15 protein-coding genes and 1 other annotated feature are annotated in these 16,902 nt (G+C 65.8%); of the genes, 8 read left to right on the top strand and 7 right to left on the bottom strand.

Features of this window, described 5'->3' with window-relative positions; genetic code table 11:
• Positions 1 to 51: 51 nt before the first annotated feature.
• Complete coding sequence (gene trpD, locus CJ197_RS06060) at positions 52 to 1,134, bottom strand: anthranilate phosphoribosyltransferase (protein WP_102235847.1); 1,083 nt, start codon at positions 1,132 to 1,134, stop codon at positions 52 to 54.
• 235 nt (positions 1,135 to 1,369) lie between these two features.
• Between trpD and CJ197_RS06055 the strand changes: the two genes are divergently transcribed.
• From CJ197_RS06055 to CJ197_RS06035, 5 genes are all read left to right on the top strand, one after another.
• The gene (locus tag CJ197_RS06055) at positions 1,370 to 2,101 is read left to right on the top strand and encodes a heme-copper oxidase subunit III (protein ID WP_102235846.1); all 732 of its coding nucleotides are present in this window, start codon (positions 1,370 to 1,372) and stop codon (positions 2,099 to 2,101) included.
• Between the two features lie 91 nt (positions 2,102 to 2,192).
• Positions 2,193 to 2,993, top strand: coding sequence for a c-type cytochrome (locus CJ197_RS06050; RefSeq protein WP_102235845.1), 801 nt, complete (start codon positions 2,193 to 2,195; stop codon positions 2,991 to 2,993).
• Between the two features lie 8 nt (positions 2,994 to 3,001).
• Positions 3,002 to 4,078: a ubiquinol-cytochrome c reductase iron-sulfur subunit gene (locus tag CJ197_RS06045; RefSeq protein ID WP_102235844.1), complete on the top strand. Its 1,077-nt coding sequence runs from the start codon at positions 3,002 to 3,004 to the stop codon at positions 4,076 to 4,078.
• Between the two features lie 5 nt (positions 4,079 to 4,083).
• Positions 4,084 to 5,760: a cytochrome bc complex cytochrome b subunit gene (locus tag CJ197_RS06040; RefSeq protein WP_102235843.1), complete on the top strand. Its 1,677-nt coding sequence runs from the start codon at positions 4,084 to 4,086 to the stop codon at positions 5,758 to 5,760.
• Between the two features lie 283 nt (positions 5,761 to 6,043).
• Positions 6,044 to 7,311, top strand: a protein-coding gene (locus CJ197_RS06035) for an IS3 family transposase (protein ID WP_233190670.1) whose coding sequence is annotated in 2 segments (ribosomal slippage) — positions 6,044 to 6,326 and positions 6,326 to 7,311 — 1,269 coding nt in all. Because the reading frame shifts where the segments join, the coding sequence is not laid out codon by codon here.
• Positions 6,325 to 6,453, top strand: a sequence feature (AL1L pseudoknot). (Overlaps the previous gene by 129 nt.)
• A gap of 391 nt (positions 7,312 to 7,702) precedes the next feature.
• On the opposite strand, the gene CJ197_RS06030 is transcribed toward CJ197_RS06035, so the two are convergent.
• The 4 genes from CJ197_RS06030 to CJ197_RS06015 are packed head-to-tail and all read right to left on the bottom strand — an operon-like array spanning position 7,703 to position 12,444.
• On the bottom strand, positions 7,703 to 8,911 hold the full coding sequence (locus tag CJ197_RS06030) for an exo-alpha-sialidase (protein ID WP_102235842.1): 1,209 nt from the start codon (positions 8,909 to 8,911) through the stop codon (positions 7,703 to 7,705).
• A gap of 3 nt (positions 8,912 to 8,914) precedes the next feature.
• Positions 8,915 to 9,799 carry a carbohydrate ABC transporter permease gene (locus CJ197_RS06025; protein ID WP_102235841.1) on the bottom strand — a complete coding sequence of 295 codons (885 nt, stop codon included), beginning with the start codon at positions 9,797 to 9,799 and terminating at the stop codon, positions 8,915 to 8,917.
• Position 9,800: 1 nt separating this feature from the next.
• A complete protein-coding gene (locus CJ197_RS06020) occupies positions 9,801 to 10,814 on the bottom strand; it encodes a sugar ABC transporter permease (RefSeq protein WP_102235840.1) in 1,014 nt (337 codons plus the stop codon).
• 4 nt (positions 10,815 to 10,818) lie between these two features.
• Positions 10,819 to 12,444 (bottom strand): extracellular solute-binding protein, encoded by a 1,626-nt coding sequence (locus CJ197_RS06015; RefSeq protein WP_158239387.1) that lies wholly within the window; start codon positions 12,442 to 12,444, stop codon positions 10,819 to 10,821.
• A 250-nt stretch (positions 12,445 to 12,694) separates the two neighbouring features.
• On the opposite strand from CJ197_RS06015, the gene CJ197_RS06010 reads away from it, so the two are divergent.
• From CJ197_RS06010 to CJ197_RS06000, 3 genes are read left to right on the top strand one after another with little or no spacing between them, the layout of a single operon-like run.
• Positions 12,695 to 13,903 (top strand): sialidase family protein, encoded by a 1,209-nt coding sequence (locus tag CJ197_RS06010; RefSeq protein WP_158239386.1) that lies wholly within the window; start codon positions 12,695 to 12,697, stop codon positions 13,901 to 13,903.
• Positions 13,900 to 14,892, top strand: coding sequence for a dihydrodipicolinate synthase family protein (locus CJ197_RS06005; RefSeq protein ID WP_102235837.1), 993 nt, complete (start codon positions 13,900 to 13,902; stop codon positions 14,890 to 14,892). The genes CJ197_RS06010 and CJ197_RS06005 overlap by 4 nt, the downstream gene beginning before the upstream one ends.
• Positions 14,889 to 15,680 carry a FadR/GntR family transcriptional regulator gene (locus CJ197_RS06000; protein WP_102235836.1) on the top strand — a complete coding sequence of 264 codons (792 nt, stop codon included), beginning with the start codon at positions 14,889 to 14,891 and terminating at the stop codon, positions 15,678 to 15,680. Before CJ197_RS06005 ends, CJ197_RS06000 begins: the two co-directional genes overlap by 4 nt.
• 319 nt (positions 15,681 to 15,999) lie before the next feature.
• On the opposite strand, the gene CJ197_RS05995 is transcribed toward CJ197_RS06000, so the two are convergent.
• The gene (locus CJ197_RS05995) at positions 16,000 to 16,272 is read right to left on the bottom strand and encodes a hypothetical protein (protein ID WP_102235835.1); all 273 of its coding nucleotides are present in this window, start codon (positions 16,270 to 16,272) and stop codon (positions 16,000 to 16,002) included.
• A 212-nt stretch (positions 16,273 to 16,484) separates the two neighbouring features.
• Positions 16,485 to 16,901 (bottom strand): cytochrome c oxidase subunit 4, encoded by a 417-nt coding sequence (locus CJ197_RS05990; RefSeq protein ID WP_102235834.1) that lies wholly within the window; start codon positions 16,899 to 16,901, stop codon positions 16,485 to 16,487.
• Position 16,902: the final 1 nt, after the last annotated feature.

Below are 16,902 nucleotides of genomic sequence, written 5' to 3'. Positions count from 1 at the left end.
ACCTGCGAGAGCGCTGGTGCAGGCGCAGCGGAGAGCCGAGCGCCCGCGCGCTCACCGGCCTGCGCCGTGCTCCTGCTGCGATAGCTCCGCCCATCGGGTCACGAGCACGGTCGGACGCCCGGAGTCCAGCGCCTCCTGGGCCTCGGCATAGGCGGCGGCCAGCCGCTCGTCAAACCCATCGGCCGCGTCCTGGCCGATCCCGTCGAAGGCCACCATGCCCGCGGCGGCGTTCAGCAGCACCGCATCCCGGATGGGTCCCATCCGGCCCTCCGACTCCCCCGCGAAGAGATCCCGGGCCACCTGGGCGTTCTCCTCCGCGGTGCCGCCGCGCAGCGCATCGTGACCGCTGCGCGGGATACCCAGCAGCGCCGCGGGATCCAGCACGTGCTCACGCACCTGCCCTCCCCGGACCTCCCAGACATCGCTCGGCGCCGTGACCGTCAGCTCATCCAGCCCGTCCTGACCGCGGAACACGAGCGCGCTGGTGTCGCGGGCGGCGAACACTCCCGCGACCACGGGGGCGAGGGCCACATCCGCCACGCCGACGGCGCTCGCGCGCGGCCGCGCGGGATTGGTGATCGGGCCCAGGATGTTCATCACAGTCGGGATCCCCAGGCCCTTGCGGGCGTCGGCGGCGAAGCGCATCGAGGGATGGAACACCTGCGCGAACAGGAAGGTCATCCCGATCTCCCCGATCAGCCGCTCCACGGTGGGAACTGGGAGATCCAGGCGCACCCCGAGCGCTTCGAGCACATCGGCCGAGCCGGAGCGGGAGGTGGAGGCGCGATTGCCGTGCTTGACCACGGTCCGGCCGGTCGAGGCGATCACCATCGAGGCCATGGTGGAGATGTTCACGGTCTGGGCGAGATCACCCCCGGTGCCGACGATGTCCACTGCTTCGCGCGGCGCCTCCACCGTGCGGGCGTGCGCCACCATCGCATCGGCGAGGGCCTCGAGCTCCCCACTGGTCACGCCCTTGGACTGGAGGGCCACCAGGAATCCGGCCAGCTGCACGGGGTTCGCGTTCCCGGACATGACCTCGTCCATCGCCCAGCTGGCCTGCGCGGGCTCCAGGTCCTGCCCGCGGACGAGCCGCGACGTGATCTGGGGCCAGGTGGGGGTGTTCTCGCTCATGCCTCGATGATGTCACCTCCGGGCCCACGGCCGGGGCGCCGACCACGCTGCGGATCACAGAACGGTCACAGCGGCCCGAAGGTCCGCCACCAGCGCGTATCGATTGCGTGTCCGGGTTCATGACACTGCGTCAGGCGAGCTATGCTGGCCGGGTCCGCCCGGGGCGCAGGCCCCGCGCTGTGCTCGGCCGTCGTGGGCCGACACCGCGAATCTGACGACACGACATAATGGTGACGTGACTACAGCGACCCTGCCTGAGCGCACAGCGCCCGCCGCCCCGGCGGTCGGCCGCCCCAACCCCACGCAGATCGGCACGCTCGTCTGGCTCGCGAGCGAAGTGATGTTCTTCGGCGGCCTGTTCGCGATGCTCTTCACGATCCGCTCGATGTCGCCGGACACGTTCTCCGCCGGCCAGGGGAACTTCACCCATGGCTTCGCGCTGCTGAACACCTCGATCCTGGTGGCGTCCTCCTTCACCTGCCAGATGGGCGTGTACATCGCCGAAGGCCGCTTCCCCTGGGGCAAGCCCTTCACGCCCCGCAAGCGCCGCACCGGCTCGATCTTCAACATCGCCGGCTGGGGCATGGTCGAGTGGTACGTGCTCACCTTCATCATGGGCTCCGTGTTCGTGGCCGGTCAGGCCTTCGAGTACGCCGAGCTCGTTCACCACGGTGTGACGATGTCGTCCTCGCCCTTCGGCTCGATCTTCTACCTCTCCACCGGCTTCCACGGCCTGCACGTGCTGGGCGGTCTGATCGCCTTCCTCATGGTGCTGCTGCGCGCCTGGGCGGCCGAGAAGTTCACCACCCACGAGAAGGTCTCCGCGATCTGCGTGTCCTACTACTGGCACTTCGTGGATGTGGTGTGGATCGTGCTGTTCTTCGTGGTCTACCTCCTGGACCCGATCCTCACCCTCGTCAACTCCAATCACGTGGTGCCGGTCGAGTTCGTGTGGTCGATCTTCTGACCCGCCCCGGCAGGGCCGCTCGCCCGGCTCTCCCTTCCGCTCCCCGATCCGCCCGCCCTGACCGCCCCCTCCACGAATCGAGGTCCGAACCGTGAAGGCTCTCGCCGCACGTCGCCACCATCCGATGGCGCTTCTCGTGATCCTGCTGCTCGCGCTCGTCGCGACCGGCGGGCTGTACGCGGCCCTCCAGCCCAGTACCGCACAGGCCGAGGCCTACACGCAGGACGACATCGACGCCGGCCAGCAGCTGTTCCTGCGCAACTGTGCCACCTGCCACGGCCGCAACGCCGAGGGCCTGACGGACCTCGAGGGCGAGACCATCGGCCCCTCGCTGATCGGCGTGGGCGCCGCCGCCGTGGACTTCCAGGTGGGTACCGGCCGCATGCCGATGCAGGCCTCCGGGCCGCAGGCCGCCCGCAAGCCTCCGCAGATGACCGAGGAGCAGACCCGCCAGCTCGCCGCCTACGTGGCGTCGCTGGGCCCGGGCCCCGCGGTCCCCGCTGACGAGTACCTCGACGCCTCCCAGGGCGATCCCACCCAGGGCGGCGAGATCTTCCGCATCAACTGCGCCATGTGCCACAACGCCGCCGGGGCGGGCGGCGCGCTGACCCGCGGCAAGTACGCCCCGCCGGTGGTCGGCGTGGAGCCCAAGCACGTCTACGAGGCGATGGAGACCGGCCCGCAGAACATGCCCGTGTTCTCCGACTCGAACCTCTCTGCCGAGGACAAGCGCGACGTCATCGCCTACCTCGAGGCGATCGATGAGACCGGCTCGCCGGGCGGCATCTCCCTGGGCTCCCTGGGCCCGGTCACCGAGGGCCTGTACGCCTGGACGATCATCCTGACCCTGCTCCTCAGCTGCGCTGTGTGGCTGGGGGCGAAGGCCAAGTGAGCACGAACATGAACACCTCCCCTTCCTCCTCCCCCGCCTCCTCCGGGCGCGTGTCCGCGCTCGCCCCCAAGGAGGGCGGTGGCTTCCCCAACCCGGGTCTGCCCCCGCATCAGCACCGCCAGGCGGACGTCTCGAAGTCCGCGGAGAAGCGCGCCGAGCGCGTCGTGGCCGGAATGTTCCTGCTGTCGGTCATCGGCACCGTGGTCTTCATCGGCGCGTACTTCCTGGTCTCTCCCTACGGTGAGGGCACCACGAACCTCTTCGCCGAGCCCGGCACCCCGCAGGCTCTGTGGTGGTCGAACCTCGTGACCGGTCTGGGCTTCGCGGTCGCCGTCTTCTTCATCGGTGCCGCGGCGATCCACTGGGCCAAGACCCTCATGCCCGATGAGGAGATGGTCGAGGAGCGGCACGACATCCGCAGCTCCGATGAGACCCGCGAGATCGCCGCCGGCATCATCACCGATGGGCTGCAGGAGTCCGGCATCGGCCGTCGCCCCCTGATCGTGACCTCGATGGTCGCGGCCCTGGCCGCGCTGCCGGTCGCGGTGCTCGCGCCGCTGTCCACCCTGGGTCCGCTGCCGGGCAACAAGCTGCACCACACGTACTGGGGCCACAACCCCGGTCAGCGCCTGGCCCGTGACCACGACGGCACCCCCATCAAGCTGTCCGACGTCGCGATGAACTCGATCTTCCACGTCATGCCCGAGGGCCTGACCCACGACACCGAGCACTACCTCGAAGAGCGCGCGAAGGCCGCGGCGGTGATCGTCCGCTTCGACCCGGCCCTGGGCAAGAACGACGAGTCCATGGCCATGGGCGTGGAGGGCGTGCTGGCCTTCTCGAAGATCTGCACCCACGTGGGCTGCCCCGTGGCGCTGTACGAGCAGCAGACGCATCACATGCTCTGCCCCTGCCACCAGTCCACCTTCGACGTGACCGACGGTGCCAAGGTCATCTTCGGCCCTGCCCACCGTCCCCTTCCCCAGCTGCCGATCGAGGTCGATGACGAGGGCTACCTCATCGCCCCCGGCGACTTCACCGAGCCGATCGGTCCCAGCTTCTGGGACATCCACAAGGACAAGTGATCCCCATGACGACCACGACTCCCTCCTCCTCCCGCAACTCCTCCGAGGAGCAGCCTTCGCGGATGATGAAGCTCGGCGCGGTGGGCGGCGACTGGCTCGACCAGCGCCTGGCCGGCGGCGGCTTCGTCCGCTTCATCGCCCGGAAGATCTTCCCCGACCACTGGTCGTTCATGTTCGGCGAGGTGGCGCTGTACAGCTTCGTCATCCTGCTGATCTCCGGCACGTTCCTGACCATGTTCTTCGACCCCTCCATGGAGGAGGTCGTGTATGAGGGCCCGTACGTCCCGCTGCAGGGCGCCGCGGTATCCCGCGCCTTCGAATCCACGATGGAGATCTCCTTCGAGGTCAAGGGCGGTCTGCTGTTCCGGCAGATGCACCACTGGTCGGCACTGGTGTTCATGGTCGCGATCTTCGTGCACATGTTCCGCGTGTTCTTCACCGGCGCGTTCCGCAAGCCCCGTGAGCTGAACTGGCTGGTGGGCTTCGCGCTGATGGTCCTAGGCATGGTGGCGGGCTTCTCCGGCTACTCCCTGCCCGATGACGTGCTCTCCGGCAACGGTCTGCGCGTGGTCGACGGGCTCATGAAGTCCATCCCGATCGTCGGCGCCTACCTCTCGATGCTGCTGTTCGGCGGCGAGTTCCCAGGCACCGACATCATCCCGCGCCTGTTCACGATCCATATCCTGCTGGTGCCCGCGATGATCCTGGGCCTAATCGGCATCCACATGGTGCTGCTCGTGCTGCACAAGCACACCCAGTACCCCGGCCCGGGCCGCACGCAGCGCAACGTCGTCGGCTTCCCGGTGTTCCCGGTGTACGCCGCGAAGGCCGGTGGTTTCTTCTTCCTGGTGTTCGGTGTGATCACCCTGATCTCCGCCACCACGTCGATCAACGCCATGTGGATCTACGGCCCCTACGATCCCTCTCCCGTCTCGGCGGGCTCGCAGCCGGACTGGTACATGCTGTGGACCGATGGTGGCCTGCGTCTCATCCCGGGCTGGGAGTTCACGATCTTCGGCTATCCGATCTCGCTGAACATGCTGATCCCGATGGCCGTGTATGGCGCACTGCTCGGGTTCCTGGCGCTGTACCCCTTCATCGAGGCGTGGGTGACCGGTGATGACCGTGAGCACCACCTGAACGATCTGCCGTACAACGCGCCGGTCCGCACCGGACTCGGCGTCGCCTGGATCATGATCTACCTGATCCTCGCGCTCGCCGCGACCAACGACCTCATCGCTATCGCGCTGGATCTGTCGATCAACGACCTCACGTGGGCGTTCCGCATCGGAATCTTCGTGGTGCCGCCTCTGGCATTCTTCATCACCAAGCGGCTCTGCCTGTCCATCCAGCGGCATAAGCGCGAGCAGGCCCTGCACGGCCTGGAGTCCTCGCGGATTGTGCGCACCGAGACCGGTGACATGATCGAGATCCACACTCCGCTGTCCGAGTACGACCGCTGGGTTCTGGTGCAGCATGACGACTACCGTCCTCTGAAGGCCGGTAAGGGCGTCTCCTCCCTGCGGGCCAAGGCCACGAGCTTCTTCTTCAAGGACCGCATCGAGCCGGTCACCCCCGCGGAGCTGCGCGAGGCCCTTGAGCATGCCGGTCATGAGAAGCACATGATCGATCAGCTCACCGGCGGGGACTACCGCACGCCGATGGAGAAGGCGAGCCACTGAGCGGGCTCTGAGCCCCAGCAGACGAGCGCGGGCCCCGAGGGATCATTCCTCGGGGCCCGCGCTCTTGATGCGACGCAGCAGCGGCTGGCAGGGCTGCCAGTGGCGCTCCTCCCCCGCGTGCATCGGGGTGTTGGCGTCAGCGCTGGAGCCTTTTCGAGCTCGGGCCGATGCGGGTGGTCGTGAAAACGGTCGAGAGGTCCTCGAAGGTATCCGAGTCGTCGGGCACAGTGGATCGCCCCGGGGATGATGGAGGCAGTGAAGCCACGGAAAGGACTTCTCTGTCATGCCTGCACCACGCAAGTACCCTGACGAGCTGCGTGAGCGAGCGGTTCGTATGGTTCTCGATGCGCTCGAAGACGACCCCGGCTCCCAGCGCGGAGTCTTCCGCCGGGTCGGCGAGCAACTCGGAGTCAACTCCGAAACGCTGCGCGGCTGGGTCCGTCAGCGCCAGGTCGATGCCGGCGACCGGCCCGGCACCACCACAGCAGAGGCCGAACGCATTCACGAGCTGGAGAAGGAAGTCCGCGAGCTGCGGCGGGCGAACTCGATCTTGAAGTCGGCCTCGGCTTTCTTCGCGGCGGAGCTCGACCGCCCATCGCGCTGACCTGCTCATACATCGATGAGCACAAGGAAGAGTTCGGAGTCGAGCCGATCTGCCAGACCCTGCGAGAAGCAGGGCTCCAGATCGCTCCGAGCACCTACTACGCCCGCCAGCACCGTCCCCCCTCCGCGCGTGAACAGCGCGACGAGGTCCTGAAAGAGGAGATCACCGAAGTGCATCACAAGAACTTCGACGCGTTCGGGGCCAGGAAGATGCACATCGTTCTCAATCGCGAAGCAGACACCCGAGGCAGAGGTCATGTCGCCCGCTGCACGATCGAGCGATTGATGAAGGACCTTGGCCTGCACGGGATCCGCCGGGCTAAGGCCCCGAACACCACTCGTTCGGCTCCTCGCGAGCACTGCCCGCAGGACCTGGTGAATCGTCACTTCTCTGCCTTCGGGCCGAACCAGCTGTGGGTCGCGGACATCACCTACGTCCACACGTTCACCGGCTGGGTCTATGTCGCGTTCGTGACTGACGTGTTCAACCGCGAGATCGTGGGCTGGCGCGTTTCCCGCTCCCTGCACACCGACCTCGCGCTGGACGCACTGAACATGGCCATCTACCTGCGCACACGAGATGGAGATGACCTGTCAGGACTGATCCATCATTCCGATCGAGGAGTCCAGTATCGAGCCATCCGCTACGGCGAAGCACTCGCTGAGCACGACGCCGTCGCCTCGGTCGGCTCTCGCGGTGACTCCTACGACAACGCCCTGGCTGAAGCCCTGAACTCCCTATTCAAAGCCGAATTGATCCGTAACCGCGGACCCTGGCACGGCGTCGACGACGTCGAGATCACGACCGCCGAATGGGTCCACTGGTTCAACACCTTCCGACCCCACAGCGCACTGAACGGCCTCACCCCGCAGGCCTACCGGACCGCGCACCGGGAGACCCTCACCAGCTCGTCAGAACCCGCCCCCGAACCCCTGAACGCCAGATAACCCAGCCTCCACCAAACCCGGGGCTTGACACAGAGACCATCGGCCCCAGAGTCCCTTACGCTCTCGGTCTCCTCGGCGGCTCTTCCGGTGCGGCTCGTCGAAGAGCCCGCGATCGCGGACGTTCTATGGCGCATCGTGGGCAACGCCTTCGACGCCCACACCGTCTTGATCCGGACCGAGATCAACATCCATGCCCCATCCCGTGTGGGGCCTTTCACTGCCCGCCTCACCACCAGCTGGTGGACACCTGCCCTAGCTGCCCGCACCCAGTTCTGCTCTCATTGAGCCAGATGACCCAGGAACGATGCAGCAGTCAGGACGGAGCAGCGCCGCATTGAGCTGGACGAAGGGACTGAACCAGAGTGCGTTGCATCATCCTCCCGGATGTTCTTCAGAGTTCGGCGACCTGGAAGACAATCCGGTCGCGTGCATCTCCCGATTCGAGCCCGGTCTCATAAAGCACGCCAACGTTGTCGCAATCGAGCATCACGAGGTCCGAGTAGCCTGAGCGGTTGCGGGTGAGGTCGGCGTGGTGGGTCCAACTGGCACCGGCGTCCTCCGAGACAAACAGGCCCAGGTCTTTACGCAGGGTGCCGTGCTGTGGCGCCGCGTAAACGAGCCGGTCACCGGCCGGTCCGCACGCTTGAGAAGCGTTGACGATCGAGCCCTGCACTTCGGGAGTCGTGATCAGGTCGCTCTGGTACTCGAAAGTCTTGGTCTCAAAGCTTTCACCGCCGTCACGGCTGATCGCGACAGCGCGCGAGAACTCGCGGGTCTCATCACTCTTCGGCCCTTTGCGGCTACGGCCGATCGCGTACAGCGATCCGTCGGCGGTCTCCTCGACAGCAACCTCGGAGAAGTGGTCGGCGTCCTCGGGCATCGGCGCGGTCGCGCCGAGAGTCCAGGTGACCCCGCCATCGTCGCTGTAGGCGAGCCCGCCTTCGGAGACACCACTCTTAGGACCGAGAAAGTTCACCCCAGCGACCAGACGGCCGACATGCGGACCGCGCGTCAGTTCGATGCCGTGCTGGGGACCGGTGGCGTACCAACCCTCGTCGGGGAAGTTGGGCTTGAGCTGGTCGGTGAGGTCGACAGCCTCGGACCAGGTGCGTCCGCTGTCGTCACTGTACTGGACGAAGGGCCGTCGCTCGGCGCGGGAGCCCTCGACGTTCCAGGTACTTAGCAGCACAATGCGGCCAGCATGGGGGCCGTGCTTGATGACGATGGGCACGGGGTTGCCGCGTGTGGCGCCCTCGTCTCGGCCCCAGGGGTCACCGGCGAGGACTGTCTCCATCTCGCCCCAGGTGCGGCCGCCATCGGTACTGCGGCGCAGGACCAGGTCGATCGAGCCGTCGTCATGGCAGAATCTGTCCTCGAAGGCACGCCTGGCCTCGGCGAAGGCGAGGAGGCTCCCATCGGGAGCGGTGACGATGGCGGGGATGCGGTAGCACTCGAAACCGTGGGTGCCCTTGTCGAAGACTGTCACGCCGTCGGTCTCGGTGGGCCATTCGGGATCGCCTGCCGCGGCAGGGGTGCCACCGAGCAGTGGCGCGGTCATCGCGAGGAGCGCGCCAGTAGTAAAGAAGGTCGTGGTGCGCATCGGTCATCCTTTCACGGCGCCCGTGAGGACGCCCTTGGCGAAGTGGCGTTGCAGGAACGGGTACACGATGAGGATCGGAACCATGGAGACGACGAGGATTGCCATCTGCAGCGAGGACTGCGGCGGCATCTGCTCGAGGCCGATGTCGGCCTGGCCCATCGCAGCGTCGTTGACGACGTAAGTGCGCAGTACCAGCTGCATCGGCCACTTGGCGGCGTCGTCGATGTACAGCAGGGCGCTGAAGAACGAGTTCCAGTAGCCGACGGCGTAGAAGAGACCGATGACGGCGAGCACCGCCTTGGACAGCGGCATCACGATCCGGGAGAAGATCGTCCACTCAGAGGCGCCGTCGATTGTGGCGGACTCCGTGAGCTCCTCGGGGATTCCCTGGAAGAAGGAGCGCAACACGATCACGTTGAAGCCGCTGACCATGGTGGGGAGGATCAGCGCCCACAGGCTGTTCAGCAGACCGGTCTGTTTCACTACCAGGTAGACCGGGATGATGCCCGGAGAGAACAGCATCCCGATCAACACCACCATCAGCACGGGCCGGGCGAGCACGAAGTGACTGCGGCTGATCGCGTAGGCGAGTAGGCAAGAGACCAGCAGGCTCAGTCCTGTGCCGACTACGGTCACGAAGACACTCACGCCGAGCGCGCGGGTGACCACTCCCCCGCTGAAGATTGCTTTGTAGGCGGTGAGGTCGATGCCACGCGGAAGCAGCACGAGCCCGCCGGCCGCACTGATCTGCTCGCGGGGTGCGACCGAGGTGGCGAACACGGCGAGGAAAGGGATCAGTACCGCGAGGCACATCACCGTGAACACGATCGCCTTGATGAGGCGCTCGGGTGCCGAGGGCGGGGCCTGTCCGTTTAGGAGAGCAGGCATGTCATGACTCCTTGGTTGCGTAGACGCCAGCCTCGCCGAAGGCGTGGGCGAGCTTGTTAGCCCCGAGCACGAGCGCAACCCCGACCACGCTCTTGACCAGGCCCACCGCGGTTGCCATCCCCCAGTGGCCGCCGATCACGCCCCGGTTGTATACGAAGGTGTCGAGCACTTCGGAGCGGTCCAGCCCCACCGCCGCCTGCTGCAGGAGGATTTGCTCGAAACCAACTGTGAGCGAAGTGCCCAGCTGCAGGATGAACAGCAGGATCACGACGCCTTTGAGACCCGGAAGGGTCACGTGGAGCATCTGGCGCCAACGGCCCGCACCATCCACGGCCGCGGCCTCGTACAACTCGGCGTTGATGGTGGCCAGCGCCGCGAGAAAGATGATCGTCGCCCACCCGGTGTCCTTCCAGATCACCTGGCCCAGCAGCAGATAGCGAAACAGCTCCCCGTTGCCGATAATGCTCACCGCACCGAGGTCGTGTGCGCGCAGAAAGGTGTTCAAAAGCCCGGAGCCGCCCAGCAGCTGCTGGAACAGTGCCACGACAACGACCCAGGACAGGAAGTGCGGCAGGTACAAGATCGACTGGATGACCCGCTTGATCTTCTCGTTGAGCAGGGAGTTCAGCAGAAGCGCAAGGATGATCGGGGCAGGGAATACAAGTACAGCCTGCAGCGCGGTGAGGATCAGTGTGTTGGTCAGGGCGTTGAGGAAGGCGGGATCACCGGTATAGATGACCTCGAAGTTCTTCAGTCCCACCCAGTCGCTGCCCCAGACACCGCGGTAAGGGCGGTAGTCCTTGAAGGCGATGATGTTTCCAAGCAGTGGGTAATAGTGGTAGACGAGCAGCACCAGAAAGCCGGGCAGGGCGAACATGACCAACAGGCGGTCGCGCCACAGCTTCTGCCAGAAACCGGGGCGGCGCCGCTCCGAGGGAGATTGCCCCGCCGCGCCGCCGACTGAGCTCTCCGCCTCGCGGGCGGCGCCCTGGGCCTGGGGGACGGTCACACTCATGGGGTCACTCGATCCCGGAGGCCTCATACGCCTCTGCAAGCTCCTCGGCAGCCTTGGCGCCGCCCGCGTCCCGCCAGGTCTTCACGACCTCGGGCAACTCGGAGATGGGGCGCTTGCCCTGCGCCATCTGACTCATCGCATCCCAGACGGGGCTGGTGAGGTCTCCGCCTTTCTGGTCGAGGGTTTCGGAGTACAGACCGTAGGCTGCGTTCTGCGAAAGATTCTGGGACATCCTCTCCTGCACCGCATACTGCCGCTCGGGAACCCCAGGATCGCCCGGGAAGTAATACGCCATCGGGGAGTCGCAGATGTACTGCAGACCAATCCCGGTCTCGCGCACACCGCGATCGGTGGGGATGGGATCGGTGCCGTCGAGCTTGTACTGCTCCCCCTCGGTGCCGTACTTCTTTTCGAGGTACTCGGCGGTACCGAAGGGCGCTGCGAACCAGTTTGCGACCGCTAGCAATGTCTCGACTGAGTGCCCGGATGCCGCGTTGAAACCGGTGATGTTGTTCAGCGCTCCGCCCAACCAGGTGAATGGTTCGGCACCCTGATAAGAGGGCGCAATAATCCCGCCGACAGAGAAGTCTTCAACCGAAGCGGAGGCCGACTCGTACTGAGTCCATGCTACAAAGGAGTCGAAGTCAATCGCAGCGGTCCCACCGGTGAACCACTCCTTCTTGGTGCTGGAGTTCGCGGTGTAAGCGTCAGGGTTGACGACCCCTGCCTCCCACAGCTGTAACTGCGCCTCGAGGCTCGCAGCGATATTCTCGTGCTCAATGAAATGGGTGAACGTGCCGTCCTCGGCTCGCTGCCACTCATTGGGCACGCCCGCCGCCATGTTCGCGAGATTGCCGGGCATGGTGGTCAGCGCCCAGCGCCCGCGCTTCGCGTCAGTGAGCTCAGCGCACAGATCCACGAGCTCCTCCCATGTCTCCGGTTGGACATCGGGGTCAATACCCGCCTTTTCGAACAGGTCGCGGCGGGTCAGCAGGGAGAAGTTGCGGGAGAACAGCCGCGGGACGGGCACACCGTAGATCGCGCCGTTCGCGACACAACCCTTCCAATACTCCGGCCCGAGGTTTGCGAGATAGGGGTACTTCGAAATTGCGTCCCCAGCGACATGCTCGGTGATGTCCATGCAGGTGGCTTCGAGCAGACCGGGCACGTCCGAGATGTTGGTGGGGATGTTGATGAGGTCGGGGAGATCGCCGCTGGCGATCTTGGTCTGGAACTTCGTTTGGTAGTCAGCGTTGGGCGCCATCTCGATGTGCAGTTCGGAGCCGATCTTCTCCTCGATGGCCGCCCAGAACGGGTTCGATCCCCGTTGGGGCGGGATCGCACCGGGAATGTTGGTGATGAAGCTGATCGGAGTGCCGTCTCCTGGCGGCTCATTGACACCAACTACGGGGTCGGCCGGATACTCCTTGAAGCCGTCCAGCAGCACGTCGTCCCCGGCCCAATCAGGGGCGACTCCCTCATATTTGGTGTAGGTGGGCAGCTCTACGCCCGAGTTGGCCTGCTGAACATCCTTCGGGCTACTGCTCGAGTCGCACGCGCTTATTGAGCCGCTCGCGGTTATTGCGGCCAATCCACCCACCAACGCTGCACGTCGCGTCATCTGGACCATGTCGAGACCCTCCCTCGTGAGCCGTTCCGACCTCCTCGACGGAACGATGGACGCCACTATGCCAGAGGACATCCCACCTCACAACCCCTCGCGCCAGGACGGAGGCCAGCGTGGATGATGAGGCATCACCGCGGCACCAACCTGCATGAATAGCGATTTACACCCGGTCTTTGAGGAGGTCGACGGCGGTCGCGCATCCGCAGACCACCCTCTCTTGCCCCACGATTCGGGCTTTGAGATAGTACGTCCCATGTCCTCAGCACGGCTGTCGCCCGAGTCCACTAAGACCCCGCCCCTGCTTGCCTCTACGAAAAAGACGGTGCTGGACGCTGCGCGGCTCGGCATTACAGCGGTGCGGATCCCTGCACTCCTGCGCTGCCGGGACGGTCGACTCGTCGTTTTCGCGGAGGCGCGCCACGAGAACGCCGGGGATACGGGGCAGATCGACGTCATCGCCACGGTCTCCGACGACGAAGGCGATTCTTTCGGTGTGCCCGTGACGGTCGCGCACGGAGCGGGCGGCACACGAGGCAACCCTGTCCCGATCGAGGCAGCTGACGGAGACATCGTGCTCCTGACCACTTCGAACGCCGCTACTGCCACCGAACGCGACATCCTCGCCGGCGCAGTGGATACCACCCAGAGCCGCCGCGTTCACCTCACGCGTCTCTCCCGTGACCTCGAGGTGCGCGAGGACAGAGAGATCACCACAGAGGCGAAGCGGAAGGACTGGGGCTGGTATGCGACCGGGCCCGGGCACGGGATCCGGCTCCCCTCCGGGAGGCTCGTCGCAGCCGCAAACCACTCTGTCCTTGGCACTTCCGCCACCTCTCCCTACGGCGCACATGGCCTGCTGAGCGACGACGACGGACGCACGTGGCGGATCGGCTGGGTCACTGGCGGCATAAATGGCGCCTCTGGCCCGAATGAGTCCGCGCTGTGCATCGATCCCGCCGCCCCCTCTGAGTCACTCGTGACGATGCGCAACGAGCACCGCTCCGAGGCGTGCACACGATTGCTCGCCCGGACTAGAGATGGCGGCGAGACGCTGGGGGCTACCCATATCCTGACCGGCTTTGCGGGGCCGCGCCTCCAAGTCGGACTGGATGCCCTCCCTGGTGGTCCTGCCCTGCTCTGCGCGCCGCTGCGGATGGAGTCGCGTCGCGATCTGGCGCTACACGCTTTGCTCGGCCCCAACCCGGCTAGTTCAGGAAGCTCGAAGGTTAGGTCTTCGGCAGCAGGCACGTCGGCCTCCGCCTCTTCAGGCACCATGTGCCGACCCGTCGGCCTCCTGATGGAGGGGCCAGCCGGCTACTCGGACATCGCCGTCGGGCCGGAAGCGGTGCATGTACTTGTCGAGACCGGGGACAAAACGACGCACGAGCGCCTGGACCTGATCACCATCGACCTCCCGACCGCGCTCCGAGCGGTCGGCCATCCCAAGGAGCAGCACCCATGACCACCATCGCCGCCGCTCAAACCCGGCCCGGAACCGGGGTCGTAATCCCGCTGTGCACACCGCTGACCCCCGGCGGCGAGATCGACTCCCCCTCGCTGCGACGTCACCTCGACCACCTGATCAACAATGGGGTCGACGGTGTGTTCGCGCTCGGGACCAGCGGAGAGTTCGGCTTCCTCACGGACCGACAGCGGGTGGCTGTCGTGCGCACGACGGTCGACCACGTCGCGGGTCGAGTCCCTGTGCTCGTCGGCGTCTCCGACACCGCCTCGGAGCGCGCGGCCGCGCAGGTTCGGCTGCTCATGGGCTTCGGGGCTGACGGTGCGGTCGCCACCGCCCCCTTCTTCGCTGCGACGGGGCCAGCGGAGATCGCCGCGCATTTCCGACGTATCAAGCAGGAGCTCGGGGAACTACCGCTGTTCGGATACGAAAACCCACCGCGGGTGAACGGGGTGTCGATCCCCGTCACAACGGTCCTGGACCTCGCAGAGGACGGTACCTTAGCCGGGTACAAGGACTCGTCCGGGGATCTTGACTACCTGGCCGCGCTTCTAACCGGACGGCGCGAGCGAGGCCTGGACGCTTTCCGAGTTCTCTCCGGCTCTGAAACCCTAGCCGCAGAGTCGCTGCGCGCCGGAGCCGACGGGCTGGTGCCCGGGCTCGGGAACGTGGATCCTGTCGGCTACGTGCGGATCTATTCAACAGCCGGGGTCGATGACGCGGCTTGCGATGCGGAGCAACAGAGACTGCGGGAGCTGTTCGCGATCGTCGCGATTCCAACACATACGCAGATGGGCGACTCCTCCCGGGCACTCGGCGCCTTCAAGGCGGCGATGAAACTCCTCGACTTGATCGACGAAGACCGCTGCGCTCCACCGTCGGTGCTCTACGACGACACGGACCGGGCACGCGTCGCGGCGCTACTGCGCGCCCACGGTCCCTCCCCACGAGGAGCACTCTCGGGCACCGATCGCATGGTCGCGTCATGAATGCCGAGCCCTCGAGCACTGCCCCTGCCAGAGAGACCTCCAATCAGGAGCGCCTGCGCGAATCCATAAAACAACTGATCCTGGAGTGGGGCCTACAGCCCGGAGACCTGTTGCCCACTGAGAGCAAGTTGGTGAGTCTGCTGGGCGCCTCACGCAATGCAGTGCGCGAGGCTATCAAGGCGTTGCAGGCGCTCGGCTATGTGGATGTGCGCCATGGCCACGGCACCTTTGTCGGTGCTCTCCCCCTCGCTCCGCTGCAAGACTTCCTCTCCTTTCGGTTGCGAAAGTCCGCACCCGAGGATCTCCGTGAGGTGCGGAATCTGCTGCAGCTGCGCGAGGCGCTCGAGGTAGGGCTCGCCAGTGACGTGGTGCAGCGCCATGCCGTGACCGGTACTGAGCAACTGCGCGCGATCACCAGCGAAATGCGCCACCGAGCCGACGCCGGCGAGTATTTCCCTGAGGAAGATCTCGCCTTCCACGAGACCCTCTACGCTCCCCTCGACAACGGCCTGGTCGCCGAGCTACAAGAGATCTTCTGGGCTGCGTTCCATCAAATAGACCCGGTCCTTCCAGGTCCCCAGTTCACTCCGCATGAAGCCTGGGGCTGGCACCAACGGATCCTGGAGGCGATCGAGCGCGGTGACGTAGATCTGTACCGGGTCCGTATGCGGGACCACTTCGACGGGATCAGGGTGCGGTTAAGCCGCGCAGAGCCGCCGGGCGAGGCCACTGCGGACAGTAACGGCGTCACTGGGGCAACGGACGGTGAGGAGAAGGGCGGTACCTGAACGACGTCCGACGGGAGGAGGAGCGCGAGCCGTCATCCGGCGGATGGTCATTCAGCCCGGTGCGTCCTACAGGCAGCTGACGGTGCCGTGGTCCATGACCTCACCGATCCTGGCGGCATCGGAGATGATCGCGCTGCCCGCGAACCCTTAATCATGCAGGTTGAGTCCGAGCTTCCAGTACGCCGAAGCCTCGCTCCCCTACCCCAAGACCGACGCGCACCACCAGCTACGCCCTCATCTGTGTAGAGCCAGTAATCCCCGACAACGTCCAAGGCTGCGTCTCCGCGACAAGAGATGTGGCCGCACCGTTGCATCGGCGTCACATAAGGATCTGGGATCTGCGCGTGCAGCGGCTCGGGGTGCGCCCGGCGGCGACCTCCACCAGGTATCGGGCGCCGATTGGGCTCAGACGACGCTCGGCCCGACGCAGGGCGCGGACGGAGCGCAGCGGCTTGCGCCGGGGATCGAGTTCCGCCGCGGCAAGGACTTCTCGCGCCCAGGTGCCCGCTGCCTCACGGCCGCCGCGATCGGCGAACAGTCGGCTGATCTCCCGCTCGGCGAGCCCCACCGGCGTGATGCCTGCGTCGATCATGTCCAGCCCCTCCTTCGTGGTGCTTCCGCACTCCTTGCGTCCCAGCGTCGCTCTGACACGTCTGCCGGACGGCACTCACTGCGTGTCAGCGGCTCTCTATCCTCCGCGTTCCGGATGGCACCGCGCGCTGATGGCGCTCACGGTAGCAGTACAGATGCAGCAGGCCCTGCCCCCGGTGTGGGAGCAGGGCCTGTGATGGACTGCGTGGAGGATCAGTGGGCGTGCTGTCCCACTGAGAACTCGAGGACCCACTGCAGGAGTCCGTACACGGTGAAGATGATGCCGAAGGCGAAGATCCACCAGCCGGCGGCCACGCCCAGGAAGCACAGTGCCGCCCCGGAAGAGAGCCACAGCGGCGCCCAGCTGTAGGGCGAGAAGGAGCCCTGCACGCCGGCGTCGTGATGGACTTCGCCATCCAAGTCCTCACTGGCGCCCAGCTCATTCTTGCGGATCGTGAGGTTCATGGCCATGCCAACCATCACGAACATTGCGGTCAGCGCCAGGAACGCGGGGAAGCCCACCGGCTCGACACCGTGCGGCTCAAACATGCCGGTCAGGAACCCGTAGGCGATCGCAACGATCAGAAAGAAGGCCGCCAGGATCCAGAAAACCTTAGCAATTGCTCTCATG

Source organism: Brachybacterium sp. UMB0905 (genome assembly GCF_002871795.1).
In the GTDB taxonomy this organism is placed as follows: Bacteria; Actinomycetota; Actinomycetes; order Actinomycetales; family Dermabacteraceae; genus Brachybacterium.
This window is presented reverse-complemented; position numbering and strand designations above follow the sequence as displayed.